The organism is Paenibacillus sp. FSL L8-0641, from assembly GCF_038006265.1.
GTDB classification, from domain to species: domain Bacteria; phylum Bacillota; class Bacilli; order Paenibacillales; family Paenibacillaceae; genus Paenibacillus; species Paenibacillus polymyxa_D.
The window spans coordinates 4,937,637-4,958,505 of the sequence record NZ_JBBOUW010000001.1 but is presented as its reverse complement, the minus strand read 5'-3'; the positions used below and the strand labels follow the sequence as shown (position 1 = coordinate 4,958,505).

The 20,869-nt window shown below is 48.2% G+C and carries 17 protein-coding genes; 15 read left to right on the top strand and 2 right to left on the bottom strand.

Features of this window, described 5'->3' with window-relative positions:
• Positions 1-7 precede the first annotated feature (7 nt).
• The 12 genes from argJ to MKY16_RS22340 all read left to right on the top strand — a co-directional run bounded on the left by argJ (position 8) and on the right by MKY16_RS22340 (position 15,211).
• A complete protein-coding gene (argJ, locus tag MKY16_RS22395; RefSeq protein ID WP_069010676.1) occupies positions 8-1,234 on the top strand; it encodes a bifunctional glutamate N-acetyltransferase/amino-acid acetyltransferase ArgJ in 1,227 nt (408 codons plus the stop codon).
• A 118-nt stretch (positions 1,235-1,352) separates the two neighbouring features.
• Entirely contained in the window at positions 1,353-2,192 is an 840-nt protein-coding gene (gene argB / locus MKY16_RS22390) for an acetylglutamate kinase (RefSeq protein WP_029514564.1), read from the top strand.
• A 53-nt stretch (positions 2,193-2,245) separates the two neighbouring features.
• Entirely contained in the window at positions 2,246-3,508 is a 1,263-nt protein-coding gene (locus tag MKY16_RS22385; protein ID WP_318627922.1) for an acetylornithine transaminase, read from the top strand.
• A 48-nt stretch (positions 3,509-3,556) separates the two neighbouring features.
• Entirely contained in the window at positions 3,557-4,513 is a 957-nt protein-coding gene (gene argF, locus MKY16_RS22380; RefSeq protein ID WP_340957051.1) for an ornithine carbamoyltransferase, read from the top strand.
• Positions 4,514-4,576: 63 nt separating this feature from the next.
• Entirely contained in the window at positions 4,577-5,812 is a 1,236-nt protein-coding gene (locus tag MKY16_RS22375) for an argininosuccinate synthase (RefSeq protein ID WP_069010680.1), read from the top strand.
• Between the two features lie 86 nt (positions 5,813-5,898).
• A complete protein-coding gene (gene argH, locus MKY16_RS22370; RefSeq protein ID WP_340886555.1) occupies positions 5,899-7,311 on the top strand; it encodes an argininosuccinate lyase in 1,413 nt (470 codons plus the stop codon).
• A gap of 447 nt (positions 7,312-7,758) precedes the next feature.
• Positions 7,759-8,010 (top strand): hypothetical protein, encoded by a 252-nt coding sequence (locus MKY16_RS22365; RefSeq protein ID WP_029514559.1) that lies wholly within the window; start codon positions 7,759-7,761, stop codon positions 8,008-8,010.
• Positions 8,003-10,462 (top strand): glycosyltransferase family 2 protein, encoded by a 2,460-nt coding sequence (locus MKY16_RS22360; protein WP_069010682.1) that lies wholly within the window; start codon positions 8,003-8,005, stop codon positions 10,460-10,462. Before MKY16_RS22365 ends, MKY16_RS22360 begins: the two co-directional genes overlap by 8 nt.
• Before the next feature lie 23 nt (positions 10,463-10,485).
• Positions 10,486-11,493, top strand: a complete 1,008-nt coding sequence (locus MKY16_RS22355; protein ID WP_029514557.1) for a glycosyltransferase family 2 protein — start codon at positions 10,486-10,488, stop codon at positions 11,491-11,493.
• Positions 11,456-11,875: a GtrA family protein gene (locus tag MKY16_RS22350; protein ID WP_029514556.1), complete on the top strand. Its 420-nt coding sequence runs from the start codon at positions 11,456-11,458 to the stop codon at positions 11,873-11,875. Before MKY16_RS22355 ends, MKY16_RS22350 begins: the two co-directional genes overlap by 38 nt.
• Positions 11,872-13,473 (top strand): ArnT family glycosyltransferase, encoded by a 1,602-nt coding sequence (locus MKY16_RS22345; RefSeq protein ID WP_340957050.1) that lies wholly within the window; start codon positions 11,872-11,874, stop codon positions 13,471-13,473. Before MKY16_RS22350 ends, MKY16_RS22345 begins: the two co-directional genes overlap by 4 nt.
• Positions 13,474-13,576: 103 nt before the next feature.
• Positions 13,577-15,211 carry a glycosyltransferase family 39 protein gene (locus MKY16_RS22340; protein ID WP_340957049.1) on the top strand — a complete coding sequence of 545 codons (1,635 nt, stop codon included), beginning with the start codon at positions 13,577-13,579 and terminating at the stop codon, positions 15,209-15,211.
• A 78-nt stretch (positions 15,212-15,289) separates the two neighbouring features.
• Here the strand turns inward: MKY16_RS22340 and MKY16_RS22335 are convergent, their stop codons facing one another.
• The gene (locus MKY16_RS22335) at positions 15,290-16,078 is read right to left on the bottom strand and encodes an alpha/beta hydrolase (protein WP_340957048.1); all 789 of its coding nucleotides are present in this window, start codon (positions 16,076-16,078) and stop codon (positions 15,290-15,292) included.
• Positions 16,079-16,343: 265 nt separating this feature from the next.
• Between MKY16_RS22335 and MKY16_RS22330 the strand changes: the two genes are divergently transcribed.
• Positions 16,344-17,507: an S-layer homology domain-containing protein gene (locus MKY16_RS22330; protein ID WP_340957046.1), complete on the top strand. Its 1,164-nt coding sequence runs from the start codon at positions 16,344-16,346 to the stop codon at positions 17,505-17,507.
• 71 nt (positions 17,508-17,578) lie between these two features.
• Here MKY16_RS22330 and MKY16_RS22325 read toward each other — a convergent pair whose 3' ends face one another.
• Entirely contained in the window at positions 17,579-18,997 is a 1,419-nt protein-coding gene (locus MKY16_RS22325) for a VanW family protein (RefSeq protein WP_069010687.1), read from the bottom strand.
• A gap of 224 nt (positions 18,998-19,221) precedes the next feature.
• Here MKY16_RS22325 and ftsE point away from each other — a divergent pair, with 224 nt between their 5' ends.
• Both ftsE and ftsX read left to right on the top strand, forming a co-directional pair.
• Complete coding sequence (ftsE, locus tag MKY16_RS22320) at positions 19,222-19,908, top strand: cell division ATP-binding protein FtsE (RefSeq protein WP_023990620.1); 687 nt, start codon at positions 19,222-19,224, stop codon at positions 19,906-19,908.
• Positions 19,898-20,815 carry a permease-like cell division protein FtsX gene (ftsX, locus tag MKY16_RS22315; RefSeq protein WP_013312238.1) on the top strand — a complete coding sequence of 306 codons (918 nt, stop codon included), beginning with the start codon at positions 19,898-19,900 and terminating at the stop codon, positions 20,813-20,815. Before ftsE ends, ftsX begins: the two co-directional genes overlap by 11 nt.
• The last annotated feature ends 54 nt before the right edge of the window (positions 20,816-20,869 follow it).

Below are 20,869 nucleotides of genomic sequence, written 5' to 3'. Positions count from 1 at the left end.
CATAATTATGGGCAAAGTAGAGTTTACAGTAGTGAACGGGGGTAACATCGTAACTCCGCGTGGTTTTACAGCCGGAGGATTACACTGCGGGCTAAAAAATTCGAACCGCAACGATATGGGCGCGATTCGTTGCGAGGTAGAAGCGACAGCTGCTGCGGTGTACACCACCAATGTGTTTCAGGCTGCACCGCTGAAGGTGACCCGCGAGAGCTTGGCAGATGGTCGATTGCAGGCAGTAGTGGTGAACAGCGGAAACGCCAATGCCTGCACGGGACAACAAGGAGAGCAGGATGCCTACGCTATGCGTTCGGCTGCGGCTCATGAACTGGGTGTTGCTGAGAGCAATGTAGCCGTCGCCTCGACAGGCGTGATCGGCGAGCATTTGAAAATGGATTGTGTGCTTGAAGGTATATCCTCCTTACCTGACCGTATGAACGGGGCAAACGATGGAGCAGAGCAATTTACCCAAGCCATTCTGACAACGGACTTGGTTAAAAAGGAAGCATGTGTGGCGGTTGAAGTGGACGGTGTGACCGTGCACATCGCCGGGGCGGCCAAGGGATCGGGCATGATACATCCGAATATGGCAACGATGCTCGCTTTTATGACCTGTGATGCAGTAATCGGACAGACGGCGCTTCATCAACTATTAAAGCAGGCAACGGATACCAGCTTTAATATGATTACGGTGGATGGGGATACGAGCACGAACGATATGCTGATTGCTATGGCAAGTGGGCTGGCTGGCAACCGTGAACTGCACGTAGGGCATCCCGATTGGGACGCTTTTGCCGAGGCGTTCACCTATATCTGCCGAGAACTGGCGAAGGCAATTGCTCGCGATGGAGAGGGTGCTACGAAGCTAGTAGAGGTGTCTGTAAGCGGAGCGGTAAGCGATGCGTCCGCTCAAGCGATAGCCAAGACGGTGGTTGGGTCTAGTCTGGTCAAGTCAGCCGTCTTCGGAGCAGATGCGAATTGGGGACGGATTATTGCGGCCGTAGGGCGTGCTGGAGAGCCAGTTAATCCAGAAACGGTAGATATTCGCTTGGGTGATATTGTTGTGCTAAGCCAATCAAGTCCGGTCGCTTTTGATGAAGAAGAGGCGCTAGCCTATTTGCGGGGAGATACGGTGCAAATTATTGTTGATTTGCATCACGGAGACGGAACCGCTACAGCATGGGGCTGTGACCTAACCTATGATTATGTGCGGATTAACGCAGCTTATCGGACATAGATACCCGAATAAAATACGGATTGAATAAGGATAGTAGTTAATAGAAGCAAAGAGCGGATATAAGTCCAGCATCATTTAAAAATTGCACGGATATGCGGAGAAGAAAAGGAGAGATGATATGCAATCGGCAGTGGAACACGCGGATCAAGCGAATCATGCGGGAGTGGCACGTCGTAATTTTGTGATGAAATGCGGAGGAAGTACGCTGGCTGCGTTACCTGATTCCTTTTTTGAAGATTTGGCGCGTTTGCAGTCGGAAGGTCTTCAACCTGTCATTGTACATGGCGGTGGCCCTGCGATCTCCGACAACTTGGCGAAGCTGGGGATCGAAACAGAGTTCATTCATGGATTACGCAAAACGACCGAACCCGTGCTGGATGTCGTGGAGATGGTACTGGCGGGTAGCATTAACAAGCAGATTGTACGTAGAATAGGACTGCATGGGGGCCGAGCGTTGGGGTTGTCAGGTAGTGATGGTTATTTAATCGAAGCCAAGCCTGTGTCGAATGCTGCTGAGGTCGGTTGGGTCGGAGAGGTAACATCTGTTCAAGCCTCGATTATTACAGGTGTCCTGGATATGGACTATATGCCTGTTATTGCCCCCATCGGGATTGATCGATCGGGTCAGCGTTACAACATTAATGCGGATACGGCGGCGGGTGCGGTAGCCTCTCATCTGGGGGTCAGTCGGATGATCGTCGTTACAGATGTACCAGGCATATTGAAGAAGTATGGCGGAGAAAAGAAAGTGCTGGACTCTATCACCGTACAGGAAATTGAGGATATGATCAGCACAGGTGAAATATATGGGGGTATGATCCCGAAAGTGAGAGCGGCTATTGCCTGTATCCACGGCAAAGTGAAGGAAGTCGTCATTGTGAACGGTAGCGAACCGCAGGTACTAAGTCGTGTGCTAGGCGGAGAATCGATTGGAACACGCATTGTGCGTATGCAGTAATTGTAATATATAGCTCGACCTATATAACCAAACGATAAAGGAGCGTGAACATAATGAGTAAGGAACCGAATACGCTGGTGAGCGAGGAAATGCCAAGTACGGATGGAAGCGAAGTGCAAACGGAAAAGGTGTCAGCAAAAGCGCAGACAAATAGCTCTCTTTTTCCAAACTACGCAAGATACCCGCTTACACTGGTGAAAGGGCAAGGAAGCTGGCTGTGGGACGATCAGGGCAAGCGTTATCTGGATTTCATGTCAGGCATCGCCGTTACTAATTTGGGCCATGCGCCTCAAGCAGTAGCTGAACGATTGAAAAAACAGATCGATGAATTGTGGCATGTATCCAATCTGTTTCATATACCGGGGCAGGAACGGGCAGCTGCCTTGCTGACAGCCCATAGCAGCGCAGATGCCGTGTTCTTCTGCAACAGCGGGGCCGAAGCGAACGAAGCTGCAATTAAGCTGGCGCGTCGTTACCACCAGAAGGTAAAGCAGACCGGTCGCTACGAAATCATTACGTTCACGCAATCCTTTCACGGACGGACGCTGGCAACCTTGACCGCTACGGGTCAGGACAAAGTGAAAGAAGGCTTTTTACCGCTTCCCGCCGGATTCAAAAGCGTTCCGCTTCATGATCAGACGGCGCTTGAAGCAGCCATCAGTGAGAATACGGCGGCAATTATGCTGGAAATGGTGCAGGCCGAAGGCGGCATGTATCCGGTAGACCCTGCTTTCGTAGACGTGATCACCAAGCTATGCCGCGAGCATGGTTTGCTGCTGATCATTGACGAAGTGCAAACAGGTATGGGACGGACGGGCAAGCTGTTTTCCTTTGAGCATTATGGTATAGAGCCAGATATCTTTACATTGGCGAAAGGACTGGGCAGTGGTTTCTCTGTGGGTGCGATGCTAGGCAAAGGATATTTGCGTGAAGCGTTCACAGCGGGCAGTCATGGTTCTACCTTTGGAGGTACGCCACTTGCTATGGCGGCGGTTCAAGCTACTATTGAAACGATTATTGATGACAAGCTGCCAGAACGTGCAGCAGAGATGGGAGATTACCTCTTCCATAGCCTGCAAAAGCAGCTTGGAGATAGTCCTTTTGTAAAGGATATCCGTGGAAAAGGTTTGATGGTCGGCATTGAGTGTGCAGAGCCGGTAGCGGAGCTTGTTTTGGCAGGACAGAAGAAGGGCATTCTGTTCATTACAGCAGGACCGAATGTGATTCGCCTGTTGCCTAACTTGTATGTAACGAAAAACGAAATAGATCAGGCTGTAACATGGATTGCTGAATTGATTCGGGAGCATGTGGCTTAGTGTAAAGATCAAATCATCCCAGACTAGAGTGTAAAAGGAGACGATAGCATGAGCCAGGGCGGCGCACTGCAGCAGATGAATTTGAAAGGACGGGACTTCCTGGAGCTGGACGATTACTCGCCAGAGGAAATCCAGTATTTAATTGATCTCGCTGTTGAAATTAAGCGTAAGCATAAAAACGGGGAAACCTATCAGCCGCTAAAAGGGAAAACGCTCGGACTGATTTTCGAGAAATCCTCTACCCGCACACGGGTATCTTTCGAAGTCGGTATGTATCAATTGGGTGGGCATGCCCTTTTCCTCAGCAAAAATGACATTCAACTGGGACGCGGCGAACCGATTAGCGACATGGCCCAAGTCATGTCACGTTATCTGGATGGCATTATGATTCGTACCTTTGGACACGATAATGTGGTAGAGTTGGCACGTTATGCGTCCATTCCTGTGATCAATGGATTGAGTGATTTGGCGCATCCGTGCCAAGTGCTAGCAGATTATCAAACCTTGTATGAGCAAAAGGGCAAGCTAAAAGGGCTCAAATTGGCTTATATCGGAGACGGCAACAATATGGCGCATTCTCTCTTGATTGGTGGAGCGAAGCTCGGAGTGCATGTCTCCATTGCAAGTCCAGCTGGATACGAGCCTAACCCGAGTGTGGTCGCAGCTTCCCGTGAAATTGCCAAACAGACAGGTAGTGAGATCGTTATAACCCAAAGTCCGCAGGAAGCAGTACAAGATGCGGATGCGATCTACACAGATGTGTGGGCGAGCATGGGGTTTGAGGAAGAGCAGAAGGAGCGGGAGCTTGCTTTTGCCGACTTTCAGGTGAATGAAGAGCTGGTCAAGCTGGCAAAGCCGGATTATTTATTCCTGCATTGTCTCCCTGCGCATCGTGGGGAAGAAGTGAGCGCAGGCGTAATCGATGGTCCGAATTCGGTCATCTTTGATGAAGCAGAAAATCGTCTGCATGCGCAAAAAGCGCTGTTAGTTGCTTTAATGGCATAAGATTGATAGGTATTGATAGGTAAAGAAGATAAAGGCTAGAAGCATTCGGGGAGGACTTTAACAATGGCAAAAGAAAAAATCGTACTCGCATATTCCGGCGGTCTGGATACGTCGGTTATTCTGAAATGGCTCAAAGAAACTTATGATGCTGAAATCATCGCTTTCACCGCAGATATTGGTCAAAAAGAAGAACTGGACGGTTTGGAGGAAAAAGCACTCGCTACAGGGGCTTCCAAAGTGTACATTGATGATCTGCGTGATGAATTCGCCAAGGATTTTATCTATCCGATGTTTCAGGCGGGTGCCTTATATGAAGGACAATATTTGCTCGGAACGAGTATTGCACGTCCATTGATCGCTAAGCGGATGGTCGATATTGCGATTGCCGAGGGAGCAACAGCCATTGCTCACGGGGCAACAGGCAAAGGTAACGATCAGGTACGCTTCGAGCTGAACGCGGCGGCGTTGACGCCGGATATCAAGGTGATTGCACCTTGGCGGCTGGAAGAGTTCCGCAATCAGTTCCCGGGCCGTGCAGAAATGATTGCCTATGCGGAAAAACACGACATTCCGGTAACTGCTTCTGCAGCCAAGCCATACTCCATGGACCGTAATCTGCTGCATATCAGCTATGAAAGCGGCGTGCTGGAGGACCCTTGGTTTGATCCAAGTGCTCCTGAAAATAAAGAAATGTTCTTGCTCAGTAACGCGCCTGAGGACGCTCCTGATGAAGCAGAATATTTGGAGTTGGAATTTGAAGCAGGTAACTGCATCGCTTTGAACGGAGAACAGCTTAGTCCATTGCAAGTGATGGAAAAACTGAATGAGCTCGGCGGCAAGCATGGTATCGGACGCGTGGATATGGTGGAAAACCGTTTTGTTGGTATGAAAAGTCGGGGAGTCTATGAGACGCCGGGCGGTACGATCCTGTTCACAGCTCACCGCAAAATGGAATCCATCACGATGGATCGCGAGGTTATGAATCTGCGTGATAGTCTGATTACCCGTTATGCTACCTTGGTTTACAACGGTTTTTGGTTCGCACCGGAACGTGTCGCTTTGCAGGCTCTGGTTCATGAGAGTCAGAAAAATGTTAGTGGTACCGTGCGCGTGAAGCTGTACAAAGGCAACATTATCGGCGCAGGCGTTAAAAGTCCGGTTAGCTTGTACAATCCGGACATTGCGACCATGGAAGCCGATCCGACACAAGCCTACGATCAAGGCGATGCAACAGGCTTTATCCGCTTGAATGCTCTGCGTTTGAAGGTCAATGCGGGTGTAACACAAAATCATAAATAATGATGTAACCTAAAAAATGTACGGGATGCGGGCCGTTCTTGTCCAAACGACGAGGGCGGCTTGTATTGCAGAGAGGGGATCATGCAATGAGTAAGCTATGGGGCGGACGGTTTACGAAGCAAACGAACAAGCTGGTAGAGGAATATACGGCTTCTATCGGGTTTGATCAGGCGTTGGCGGAAGAAGATATTCAAGGCAGTTTGGCTCATGTGGCCATGCTAGGAAAATGTGGAATTATTCCGCAGGAGGATGCAGACACGATCAAGGAAGGACTGCACACCGTTCTGGAGCGTATCCGCCGTGGGGAAATTGAATTTTCCGTTTCGGATGAGGATATTCACATGAATATCGAAAAAAATCTAATCGAGGCTATTGGTCCAGTGGGGGGTAAACTACACACTGGGCGTAGCCGTAACGATCAGGTAGCAACGGATATGCACTTGTATTTGCGTGGACGTGTGGTATCGCTGGTGGGTATGCTGCATGATGTACAAGCTGCATTAATCGGCCAAGCAAAGGATAATCTGGACACGATTGTACCTGGATACACACACTTGCAGCGTGCGCAGCCTATTTTATTTGCACATCATCTGCTGGCGTATGTGTCTATGCTGGAGCGTGATATTGACCGACTCAAAGACAGCTACAAGCGGATTAACGTGTTGCCGCTTGGCGCGGGTGCTTTGGCCGGGACCACTTTTCCGATCGACCGTCATTTTGTAGCCGAGCAACTGGGATTTGATGGCGTATATGAAAATAGCCTCGATGCCGTCAGCGATCGGGATTTTATCGTAGAGTTCCTGGCTGGCGCCTCGCTGATTATGACGCATTTGTCTCGTCTGAGCGAAGAATTGGTGCTATGGAGCAGCACGGAGTTTGGTTTTGTCGAGCTGGATGATGCTTTTTGTACAGGCAGCAGCATTATGCCGCAGAAGAAAAACCCGGACGTACCGGAGCTGGTACGTGGTAAAACCGGACGTGTCTATGGAAACCTCGTGGGCTTGTTGACTGTACTGAAATCCTTGCCGCTGGCATACAACAAGGATATGCAGGAGGACAAGGAAGGGATGTTCGATACCGTTGCCACGCTGGAAGGAGCCTTGCAACTGTTCGCACCGATGATCGCCACGATGAAGGTGAACAAGGATCGCATGCGTCAAGCGGTCAACCAGGACTTCTCCAATGCAACGGATATTGCGGACTTCCTGGTCGGCAAAGGGCTTCCGTTCCGTCAGGCGCATGAGGTCATTGGCAAAACCGTACTGTATTGCATCCAGCATGGAAAATACCTGCTTGATCTGACACTGGACGAATTCCAGCAGTTTTCGGATCTGTTTGACGAGCGTATCTATGAGGTACTTCAACCAGAAGCGGTGGTTAATGCACGGAATGTATATGGCGGAACCGCTACCGGGCAGGTACAGGCAGCTATTGGGCGCAGTGAACAGCTCCTGGCGAATACATCAACATGGTTTGAAGGGCACAAGCAAAAAAAATAATCAGTAAAGAAAGATATTATTCTCTTGCATAGCAGCGGGATGCTGTGTAAAATCAAATTTTAAGGAATTAGCAATCTAAGTTTCAAAGGCACCGTTCGCGGTGTCTTTTGTGTTTTTTGGGGCATTAATTCATAGTTCTAAATACCTATTACTACACTAGTGTGAAAGTTTCTAGAATTTACATTTTTGTATACTACGTCTACGGTGATTATGGTAGAATAGCACTAAGTTTTTCATTGAATTACCAATTCAATAGGACAAGAACTATATTCAATAAATAAATGTCAAGTTACTAGGGGCTCTTTTGGTCAAGTGAATTTCATAAATGTGTAAATGAAGGGCTTGAATGAGAACAGAGGTATGTCTTGGTTTTGGGAGAACGGCATGTATATGCTTTAAAGTAGTGACGTAGCAATAGGCAGAGTCGGGATGATTCAGGGAGGTATTATGAGAACTAAAAGGACGGCGCGTCAGTTAAAGAGCGCTTGGATCGGTTATCGCGCTTCTGAAGCCGATCAACTGATATCTTCATTGCATGAGGAACGGATACAAGCGGAGGAGTTACTGCGCGAGGAGCGGGAACTTTTTCACGCGGCGCTGGAACGGAAAAAGCAGCGGGATGCGGAGTTAAAGCAGCTGCTTGCAGATGCGCTTGCGGAAGAGCGGCGCTGGATTGAAAGGGCGGGAATTCATGGGTGACAAGCTTAGGTGGCAGGTTGGAGGAGTTTCAATTCGCCAAACCAAGAGAAGAATAAAAGAAGAGCGTCAGCGAATCGAACAACTGCAACAACAGCTAGAGGCTCAGCGGGCAGAGCAGGCTCCGGTGCTGTACAAGCTTGATTTTCATATCGAAGAGTTGGAACGGCGACTTCAGGATACAGAACTTCGTATCGAGGCTATACGGAACGCCAATGATACAGCAGCAGCTGTGGAACAATTGCTGGATGAAGGGATACAGGATGGACAGGCGCAGGAGGCTCAAGTCCAATATGCATCTGGCCAGGAACAGACAGCAGCAGGAGCTGCTATGGTCACTGCTTCCAGTATCCCTGGTACGGAAGGCGAAGAGGCAGCAACAGGAACGCGGAGCGGCCGAAACGGCAAGGCCCGTCTGGGGGATCAACTGGTGGAGAACGGGATGATCACCCGCGATCAGCTGACAGATGCCATCCGCAACCAGAAGCGCTACGGTGGTAGGCTGGGCGATATTCTTGTAGAAATGGGCTTCATTACAGCCGAGCAGCTACAGGAACAGGTTGGCGGCGACGAGTCCAAGGAGCGCCTAGGCGATATGCTGGTTCGTTCCGGTTATATATTGCCGGAACAACTGGAACGCGCACTGGAGTTCCAGGCGAAGAGCGGCGGGCTGCTGGGCGACATCTTGCTGTCATTGCAAATGCTGGAACCTGCGGATTTGTACCGCGCGATTGCTACACAGAACCGGATCGGGCGTATTGGTGAGGAACTCGCGCTGGATGCGGCGTACAAACTACCCGAGCAAGTGGCAATGGCTTATGGCGTGGTCGTTATCCATCAATATATGAACCGATATATTGTGGCGGTCAGCGATCCGCTGCCAGAAGAGCGACGCTTGAAGCTGGAGGAAATTCTGGGTATGCCGGTAGAGCAGGTGCTTGCTACGAAGGAAGAGATGGAGCAGCTCTGGGGTAAAATCTACGGTGAAGAAATGATGCAGGAGAGCACGACCGGGCTGTTGGAAAAAGAACCGCACAATTCGGCGCGGACGACTTTTACAAAGGGACAACTTTGGGTGTTCGCAGCCATGGGTATGATTACACTGCTCGGTCTCTTCTGGAACAGTTGGAAAACGGTGTTGATCATCAATATGATGATTCAGCTGTTTTATTTTGCGATGACGCTATTTAAATTTGGCATTATTTATCTTGGTTCCCGGCGTGGGGCGCAGCTTCGTTTTACGAAGGAAGAGGTTGACGCCATGGATGAAAAGAAACTGCCGATCTATACCATTCTTGTACCTATGTATAAGGAAGCGGGCGTGCTTCCGATGTTGTTGCGAAATTTGGAGCAGCTGGATTATCCCAAGTCCAAGCTGGACGTGCGGCTGCTGATTGAAGAGGATGACATTGAGACGATCGAGCTACTTCGGGAAATGAAGCTGCCGGCCTATTACACGACACTGGTCGTTCCAGACGGTTTGCCGAAAACCAAGCCGAAGGCATGTAATTATGGACTTATTCGGGCACGTGGCGAGTTTGTCGTGATTTACGATGCTGAGGATCGTCCCGACGCTGATCAGCTTAAAAAGGTCATTGCAGCGTTCGATTCACTCCCTGAGCATTATGCGTGTATTCAGGCGAAGCTCAACTATTTTAATAGTACACAAAATTTGCTGACCCGCTGGTTCACTCAAGAATACAGTATGTGGTTCGAGCTACTGCTGCCGGGTATTATGCAGTTAGATACCCCAATTCCTTTAGGTGGCACATCCAATCATTTTCGGGTATCTGTATTGAAAGATATTAATGCGTGGGACCCCTATAATGTAACCGAGGATGCCGATCTGGGCATACGTCTGTATAAAGGCGGCTACAAAACTGCTATTGTCGATTCCCGTACATGGGAGGAAGCTAACAGCCGCGTGGGCAACTGGATTCGTCAGCGGTCGCGCTGGATCAAGGGGTATATGCAGACGTGGCTGGTTCATATGCGCAATCCGGTGAAGCTGGTGCGCGAAGTGGGCTGGAAAGGTTTTTTCGGCTTTCAGGTGATGATTTTGGCAACTCCAATGTTGCCGTTGCTGAATCCGATTTTTTGGGGCTTGCTTATTTTATGGTTTGGCTGGGAATTGTCCTTTATTCCCAAGCTGTTCCCGGGATATGTGTATTACCTGGCCAGCGCGGAATTTTATATCGGTAACTTTCTGTTCGTATTCAGTAACGTGGCCGGAATGTATTGGGTCATCGGGGAACTGGAAGAGCGCGGTGAACGAACATTTTCATACGCGATGGTCAAATATGGGCTACTCTCGCCGTTATATTGGGTACTAATGAGTATAGCTGCGGTGAAAGCAGCTTGGCAGCTCATTACCAAGCCGTTCTATTGGGAAAAGACGACACATGGTCTGACCGATATGCACGACTTGGATGATACCCCGGCACAGTCCTCCTGAATATGAAGAAAGAAGGAGCAAGAATGGAGACAAAAACACCTTTTTTATCCGTCGTCATTCCCATGTACAATGAAAGCTCGCATCTTGAGCGTTCGCTTAAGGTGATTGATGGGGTACTGTCTGTTGTCACCTCACGCTATGAACTCATCATTGTAGATGATGGTTCCAAGGACGATACGTGGCTTAAATTGTCTGAATTATCCCATCGAATGCCCTCTTTGCTCGCGCTCCGGTTGAGTCGGAACTTCGGTAAGGAACTGGCGTTGTGCGCAGGTCTGGAAAATGCCTCTGGCGATGCAATCATTGTCATGGACGGTGATTTGCAGCACCCTCCTGAGATGATTGGAGAAATGGTGCGTTTATGGCAAAATGAAGGTTATGATTTGGTCGAATGTGTGAAAGAATTCCGGGGAGAAGAGTCGGTGGGCAAAAAGCTTGGAGCTTCTTTGTTCTACGCGACCTTGAACCGCTTGACGGGCTTTAATCTCAAGGATGCCTCCGATTATAAGCTACTGGATCGACGAGTGGTGGATGCCTGGATGGCGATGCCAGAGCGGATGCCGTTTTTTCGCGGAATGACGGCCTGGCTCGGTTTCCGTAAAACCCAGATTTCATTCCGAGTGGCTCCACGCGAAGAGGGTCCAAGCCGCTGGAGTCCGTTAGGGCTGACTCGACTGGCAGCAGAAGCGATCGTTTCGTTTTCGACAGTACCATTGCGGGTTGTAAGTCTGATGGGCCTCATTTTTATGCTGATTTCAGTCGTATTGGGGATTCAGACGTTAATGCGTAAATTAATGGGTGACGCTGTGACCGGTTTTACCACTGTCATTTTGCTGCTCTTGATTATCGGCAGTGTACTCATGCTGTCGATCGGAGTAGTAGGAGAATATATTGCCGCCATATATCACGAAGTCAAAGCTAGACCTCGCTATCTGATAGCAGATAAACGGGCGAATGCTGACCGATTGTGGGTGGACAGGGAGTTTAATCAACATGATCAGACGTTCATATCTAAAGTATCCAATCATTAAATACGGTATTGTAGGACTGCTGGGTACAGGTATCCATGTTGGTGTACTTGTGCTGCTGGTGGAGCTGTTTACGGTACCTGCAGTAATGGCTACTACAATAGGATTCGTGGTTACGCTGCTCGTTTCCTATGTGCTGAACCGAAACTGGACGTTCGAGCCTACCGGTGAGGGAAGCCGCACCCAGTTTCTTAAATATTTATTGGTCTGTACCTGTGGCTTACTCTTAAATGCCGCCCTGATGTACGTGACCATTCACTGGATCGGTTGGTCGTATCTGATCGGTGAAGTACTAACTACCATCATCGTGCCTGTTCATAATTATTTCTGGAACCGCTACTGGATCTTCTCCGTTCCGCAACAGCGTCAGAAAGAGGTTTCATGATTTTAAGAAAACACGGAAAATTGCTGTCATTGTTTGTTTTTATTGCTGCTCTTGAACTGGCGGTGGGTGTGTATTTTGCATGGCATCTTGGCTATATGCATACCGATGCGCTTAGTCGAGTGGCTAATGCATTTTATGTGCTATACAGTCGTGATCCACACTTGGGTGCTATCGGGTTTGTATGGAATCCGCTGCCCAGTTTGATGGAACTGATCGTGCTGTTGTTTTATCCTTTATTTCCAGTACTCGCTTCCCACGGGCTGGCGGCAGTGATTGTGAGCAGCCTGTTTGCAGGGGCGAGCGCGGCATTATTGTATGCGACGGGCAAACAGTTGGGGCTTCACGGTGCAACCAGCTTGCTGATTGCGCTATTATTTTCACTGAATCCATTTATGTTTCTGTTTGGCTTCAACGGCTTAAGTGACTCGCCATATATCTTTTTCATCCTGTTGACAGTGAGTCGATTTTGTATGTGGTTGAAGGATCGCAAGGCGGCGAATTTGATCGTATCCGGTTTTGCACTTGCACTCGCTTTTTGGGTGCGCTATGAAGCGGTTCCGCTTGGCGTTGCGATGGCTTTGGGTGTATTGCTGACGATCTTTTTTCTGCATCGGTGGCGTACAAACAGAGAGAGCGTTAGAACGCAATTGTCTTTAAAAGAGCGCCTGTACAAGGTAGAAGCGACATGGCTTCTATTGTTGCTGCCGCTTGTCTTTTCCGGTTTGCTGTGGCTCTTTTTTAACTGGATTATCATGGGCGACCCGCTTTACTTTTTACGCTCGCAATATTCCAATTCCACACAATCAGCGGCTTTGTTAGAGGATCAGCGCTTTGTAGAAATGTTTGCTCACCCTGTGCTGATGCTAAAGTTTGTCGGGCAACGAACCTTATGGTATGCGGCTCCGTTAATTTCCATTTTGCTTATACGCCTATTGGACAAACGTCTGTGGAGTTGGAGCACGCTTACGCTATTAGCAATCTTTTTATCGGTACCCGGGCTTCAGCTTTTACTGATGTTTAAGCATTCTTCATTTGGCTGGTTCCGCTATTTTATGTATGTATTCCCGATTACGGTTGCTTGGCTGCCGTATGAGCTTAGTCTGTTGAAGGGGAAAATGCGGGAGATCGGAATCTCACTGGTAACGGCAGGGATGTTGGTAACAGCAGGCTTGTTATCCTACGCACTGACGAACCCCGCGATTGCAGCAGATGAACACAGCTATTTGACGCATAGTGGTAATGAAAGCTACGAACGTCAAATTATTGAGCGGAAAATAGCGCCGTGGCTGGATGAGTATTATGGTTCATCTCTTATTTTGACAGATTCTTATGCCGCCTATCCGATCATTTTGAGCAGCAAAATTCCGAAGAAGTTTATGATTACGAGTGATTATGATTTTGGGGAATCTTTAATAGATCTGCCTGCTTCCAAGGTGGATTATGTCTTGGTCACGCGCTTGGTGGATGGGGTACCGCTGGATCAGGTAAACCGGAGCTATCCTGATTTATTCGAAAAGGGAGCGCCGTGGGCCTCGTTGGTACATGACTTTGACGGGCAGTGGCGACTGTACAAAATAGAGCATGAAGAATCGAAATAATTATTATATTTTAGTGCATCGTAGCGGAGGGAAGAATACAGCTGTAGGGTGTGAGTGGGCTACAGCTGTATCACCGCAAGAAGTTTGAGGGGGAACGAGAGGAATGTCCTTTCGCAAATGGTCTGCAAGCAGATGGATGGCTATAGGTCTGTTTGTATTTATACTTGCATTGGAACTTTCTGCGGGCATCTATTTCAGCTATGTTCTGGGATATATGCACACAGACGCGCTCAGTCGCGTAGCTAACGCATTTTACGTGCTGTACAGCCGCGACCCGCATCTGGGCGCCATCGGATTTATCTGGAATCCACTACCCAGTCTTCTGGAAATGGTGATTCTACTGCTGTATCCAATCTTTCCGGCATTAGCCACCTATGGATTGGCTGCTATTATTTTGAGTGCTACCTTTTCTGCTTTGACCGCTATGTTGCTATATCGGGCGGGTGTCAGAACAGGGCTTAGCTCTAGTATGAGCTTGCTGCTGGCTTTGTTGTATGCACTGAATCCGTTTATTTTACTGTTTGGTGCCAATGGGCTGAGTGATTCGCTATACATATATTTCATTATGATGACGGTGATTGAGTTTGCATTGTGGCTCAAGGATCGCATGACGGCAAGTCTGATTGTTTCTGGATTAGCGCTTGCCATGGCGTTCTGGACTCGTTATGAAGCGGTTCCTCTGGGCGTGGCAATGGCAGGTGGCGTGGTCTTGGCGGTTTTGTTTCTCCATCGAAACATGGGCAGACGCGAGCTGGCCTTGCGAGAAAAACTGCACAAGGTCGAGGCAACGTGGTTACTGCTTCTGCTCCCCGTGGTCTTTTCCGGGCTGTTGTGGATTTTCTTTAACTATCTCATTATGGGGAATGCTTTTTACTTCCTGAATTCGGAGTATTCGAACACGGCCCAATCGGCAGAGCTGCTGAATGATGATAAGTTTGTAGAGATTTTCTCCAATCCGCTGGTGGCCTTGAAATTTATTGCTTCCAAAACACTTTGGTATTCGGTACCGTTGTTTGCTATTCTGTTCATTCGTCTGTTGAGTGGACGCTTGTTCCGATGGGGAACACTGATTATTTTGCTGCTGTTCCTATCAGTGCCGGGATTGCAGTTTTTACTTATGATGAAGCAATCCTCGTATGGATGGTTTCGTTATTTTATGTATGTATTCCCAATTACCGTAGCCTGGTTGCCTTATGAGTTGAGCCAGCTTCAGGGACGATGGCGGAGGGCAGCCTTTGGCCTGGTATCCGTCAGTCTGCTGCTTACCGCTGGATTACTTTCCTATGCGTTGACTCGCCCGGATATTGCACCGGATGAGAACAGCTTTCTCACACGGACAGGTAATGTGAACTATGTGAGACAGGAGTCAGATCGTAGGATTGCCGTTTGGTTGGATGAGCATCTGCCGAAGTCTACCATTATGACCGATTCGGCTTCAGCCTACACCATGATTGTTTACAGCCAACATCCTAAACGCTTCCTGATCACCAGCGATTATTCGTTCAATAAGGCATTAAGTTATCCGCAGGATCACCATGTGGATTATATCCTTGTACCTAAGATCATGTCAGGCATGCCACTGAGTAAGATCAATATGGTATATCCGAACTTATATGAACATGGTGCCCCATGGGTTCAGCTTGAACGTGAGTTTAATGGTGAGTGGCGCCTGTATAAAGTACTGCCTAAGTCACTAACTAAAGAATCTCCATCAACGGAGACCACAACAAATCCCTAATGTGCATATAATAAATCCCCGAGCCTATCCCTTCGCCATGGTGCGATGAGAGAAGCTACGGGGATTTTTTTAACCTGTTTAGTGCTCTTTGAGCGGTAGCCATGCCAGAACATCCTGAATTTTCGCGTCCCAGTATCCCCATTCATGCGCTCCAGGACCTTCTTCGTAGGTCAGCGGAACCCCGACGGTACTACATGTTTCACGAAAAGCCTGATTTCCCTTATAGAGGAAATCCTCTGTGCCGCAGCATTGGTAGAGTTGGGGGAGTGAGGTCCCCAAGGCAGCATGACGTTGTAGCAACTCTAGCAAGTCGTGATCTGTTCCGCGTATTTCATCTGGCCCCAAAATGTTAAGCCATTCCGCTGGACTCATCGCATTTTGCATAGGATCGGTGCGTGATGCGTGTAAATCCATGACTCCCGAAAGACTGGCAGCGGCTGCAAACCGCTCTGGATGCTGGAGTGCCAGTTTGAAAGCACCATATCCACCCATAGAAAGTCCGGCTACAAAATTATCCTCACGCTTGTCGGATAGAGGAAAGAATGAACGTGCCAAAGCCGGCAATTCTTCACTGATAAAGCTCCAATAAGCCGCTCCTTGCTCCATATTCGTATAGAAACTCCGATGTACTTGGGGCATAACGACAGCCAGGCCCAATGAGGCCACATAGCGTTCAATGGAGGTTCGACGCAACCAGGTTGAATCATCGTCCGATAGGCCATGCAGCAAATACAGCGTCGGATGTGGCCCGGTTCCTTGCTTGCCCTCTAGTCCAATTTGTGAACGGGTTGCCTGAGGAAGAATAACATTCATGGATGTGCTCAGACCAAGAACTTCCGAATAAAACTGACATTGAATAAGAGCCATAAGAAGACCTCTTTTCCTAGGGGTTTGTGACCTCATTGCGGTGTTCAGCATATGACTGAGTATTCATTCAGTATACCTTAGCCTGTCTAAATATACATATCCAAGTGATTGACTAGGTATTAAGTCCCGTTTCTTATTTATCCTACATTAGGAGGGGGTATGGTTATATGGGACGATTTTTTTAATTTGGGGGTTATTTGGGTTTGATTTCTGGTAAAGTGTTTAAAAAAGAATGATGAATCCAATCAGAGGAGGAATTTATAGCATGGGAAAAAAGTTAAGAAATACAGTTACAGGTGTATTGAGTACAGGTCTTATTCTTAGCGCATTCAGCGCAGCGGCAGCTGCTCCTCAAACTACAAATGGACATTGGGCAGGAGATCAGGTGCAACGCTGGTCAGCCACAGGACAATTGGACGGCGCGGTAAAACCGGATGCGGCAATCACACGTGCAGAATTTATTGTTCTTCTGAACCGCAGCTTGGGTACGTTCACGCAGGATACTCCAGCTGTGACAGACGTAACGTATGCGGACAGTGTAAAAGTAAACGGTAATGGAGGCAGAACGTTCACAGATGTACCAGCTTCTCACTGGGCATACAACGAGCTGACAAGTGCCGTGAATGCAGGTTACATAAGCGGCTATGCAGGTAACAAGCTCAAACCAAATGGTAAGGTAACACGTCAAGAGGCTGCGGCTATCGTAGGCAAAGCTATTGGACTCACTGCGGGTAACGCAGCAGATGTTACTAAATTTATTGACTCCGACAAAATTGGATCTTGGGCAAAGAAAAGTGTAGCGGCAGCTGCGGAGCAAAAAATCATCAACGGTTATCCGGATGGTAAATTTCAGCCACTGAAGTCGCTGACTCGTGCAGAGGCAATTGCTATTCTGGACGCTGCTTCCGGCTACAACCTGAGCCCTGTTGATAATCTGACGACGACTCCTGGTGGAACGGTAACGGATTCCACATACAGCAACGTGACAGATTCCACTTATGGTAACACGTCGACTACTTCTGGCAGCGAAACAGAAGATAGCAGCACAAATACCAGCACAGATAGCACGACTACGAACAACTCTACAACAATAGATACCAACACAGATGCAGACACAACTACGGATACGACTACAGATAGCACTACAGATAGCACTACAGACACAGTTGCAACTACGGGAGTACTGAAAGTCAACGATGTGTATGACGGAGAAAGTACAATTACGGGGACAGCTAAAGCAGGTTCCACAGTAACCGCCTATTCCAACGAACTGCCTATCGGTAGTGCAGTAGCCAAAGATGATGGCACATTTAGTATCAGTGTGCTTACTCAAAAAGCAACGGTTAGACTGGTAATCAAAGCTAAAGATGCAGACGGTAACGAAAGTGAGCCTGTAGAAATTTCTGTTTTGGGTAAACGCAGCGAGTAATTTATAGCTAAAATCCCCCTTTCATTCTGTCTGGAACAAGTCCAGCCGACAATGGAAGGGGGATTTTTCGTTTATTCGCTTATACCATCCTCGACAATAGACTTCTCGGGTTCACGTGTTTGTGGCTCAGACGATGTGCCACCGCCATAACTAGCTATAATGCGTTGCTGCGCTCGATACGTATCGCGGCTGATTCGGGTGCGATCTACGGCTTTTCCGTCTACCTTTTTTACCCGAAATGTTTCTACCACATACCCTTCTTTGCCCTGCCGAAGTACTTGATAGAAGCCAGGGGAAAGTGAGTCATTACGCAGCCTCTTCTCCGGTATGGGAAGTACGCGAACCGTATGGGATTCCAGTTCATACGAAACATTGGACGGAAATGTACCAAAAAATTTAACAATAAGTGTTCGGTTTTGGACAGCCGCACGAAGTAACAAATGCTTGCCTGTATTGTTTTTAAAACGGAAATTAATGGACCCCGTAGCGAAAGTCGCATCCTGACCTTTGGGCAGATAGCTGACCGGCAAGGAATGGTTGCGGCGCTCAACAATGTCCAAACCGACTCGCAGCGCTGCATTATACACCGTGCTGGATACCTGACAAATCCCCCCGCCTATACCGGACTCCAACTGACCGTTCACGATCACTGGAGCTTCACGAAAGCCATGAGTGCGCTCAGCCTTGGCAATCAATTGGCCATAGTCAAAAATGTCACCCGGCTTGAGAATTAAACCATCAACGGTGCTTGCCGCTGAGTTAACGTTGTACACGCGTCCTTCCGAGCTGCTGCCCAGACTGGTGGAGAACTGGACAATTTTGCGCTCAATCCCTTCGTTACGTAGACTGTCCACCGAAATTTTCGGTTCCAGCTGACGGAAAGGTAATTCCACTCGTACGGGCTCTTCCGAAGCGGTAAAATCCTTGGGCAGCGCCTTATCTAGTGCGGCGTCCAATCTGGGCCAATCTAGGCGTCGGGCAGAGCGCCCCGGAATATAACGAACCTGATCATTCCCGTCAATCTGTCGCACAGCATTGATAGGCATGCCATATCGTTGCTCCTCCCAATCGGCTCCGAATTGGGCCCTTAATATCTCCTCCTGTCGGAAAGATGTGATAGACCATTCCTTCTCGAAGCTAAAACGTGTCTGCACACGAGTCCATAGATGCTCCGAGCTGAGTGCCGTCACGGCATTCCGAAATGCCTCCGCTTTATAATGAATTCCTGCTTCCCCGAGTGTAATTTTTATATCCTGTGCACTGCTGTCACTGTCCGTCAGAAGTAGTGGACGTTGCTTCAATGCATCCAATTTTTTATCCACCAGCCGAAGAGCGGCTGTGTGATCCATGCTTCCTACGTTAATTCCTCCGACCCTCACTCCCTCCGGCAGTGTTTGTCTGTCGGCGTACAGATGAAGTCCTCCCCACAACATGGCTAGCGCCAGAACACCAGACCATATCCAAATGACAGATAAATGAATTTTTTTCATAATGCAGATGTCTCCTGTCTGATAAGCTTGATAGCGTACTCGTGTGCCATAATATTCATATATATGTGCCAAAAGCAGAAAACTTTCGGTACTATTTAGGTAACAAATTTGTTACAATGATAAACGGTATGATGAAATAGAGAAGTTTTTAAAGGAAATGCATGGAATATGTCGAATGGATATTAGGTTATGCGTAATATGATTAAGCAACGGGAAGTGATCGAGTGATTGAAATGCAGGATGTGTGGAAGACCTATACTAACGGAACCCACGCACTTCAAGGAGTATCGGTCAGAATTGACCGCAATGAATTTGTATACGTAGTCGGCCCGTCTGGAGCGGGGAAATCGACTTTTATGAAGCTTATTTATAGAGAAGAAGTACCTACCAAGGGGCAAATTTCAGTCAATGGTTTTAATATCGGGAAGCTCAAGCAGCGTAAAATTCCCTACGTTCGTCGTAACATCGGAGTCATTTTTCAGGATTTCCGGCTTTTGCCGCGTTTGACGGCTTATGAGAATGTGGCTTTTGCTATGGAAGTTATTGAAGCTCCCAAGAAGCTGATTCGCAAACGGGTACCCGAAGTGCTTGAACTGGTTGGCTTGAAAACAAAAATGAATCGTGAGCCTGCCCAGCTTTCCGGTGGGGAGCAACAGCGTGTAGCGATTGCACGGGCCATCGTAAACAATCCTTCCGTGATCATTGCCGATGAACCTACGGGAAATCTGGACCCGGAAACATCGTGGGAGATCATGCAGTTGCTGGACGAAATTAATTTTCGAGGCACGACCATTGTGATGGCGACCCACAATAAGGACATCGTGAACTCTATGCGTAAACGCGTGATTGCCATTGAAAATGGCAACATCGTAAGGGATCAGGTAAGAGGGGAGTACGGATATGACTTTTAACACCTTCTTACGTCATGTGCGGGAAGGTTTCAAAAACATATTCCGCAATGGCTGGATGTCCGTGGCATCCGTCACCTCGATTATTGTGTCACTGCTCATATTGGGCGTATTTATCATGCTGGTGCTCAACGTCAATTCCCTGGCTGATCAGGCAGATAGTCAGGTGGAGGTTAACGTATTTCTGGAGCTGAATGTAGAGCAAAACATGCGTGAAACACTGCAAAAGGAAATCGCGGCGATGCCAGAAATCAGCAAAACGACCTTTGTGACTAAAGCTCAGGGTTTGGAAGAGCTGCGCAAAGATTTGGGTGACAGCGGCAAGGAGCTGCTGGAGGGTTTTGACAAGGACAGCAATCCACTGCCGGACAAAATTGTGGTAGAGGTTATTGAACCAACAACGGTTCCATTTGTGGCCGAAAAGATTGAGAAGCTGAATACGTTGCATCCAGAGAAACCGATTTTAAAGGTTCGTTATGGAAAAGGCACCGTAGAGACGCTCTTTACGATTACGAAGCTCATTCGTAATGTAGGCTTTATATTCGTCGCTGGACTGGCGATCATGTCCATGTTCCTCATCTCGAATACGATTCGCGTGACCATATTGGCACGACGAAGAGAGATTGGCATTATGAAGCTGGTCGGTGCGACCAACTTTTTTATACGATGGCCGTTTTTTATTGAAGGAGCGCTTATTGGTCTCATTGGTTCCCTGATTACCGTGGGTATTTTATTTACTGGATATCAGCGTTTGCTGACCGCCGTTCAGGGCGATATAGCTCTGAATATGTTGAAGCTTATGCCACTTGAAGGCATTTGGATTCAGTTGAGTGCATTGCTGATTATTTTGGGGATGCTGGTCGGAATTGTTGGCAGTACCCTGTCCATGCGCAAGTTCTTAAAAGTATAAGAAGCGCTGGATGGACGTCGTGGTCGATTTAATAGAACGGGGAAGCCCGGTGTT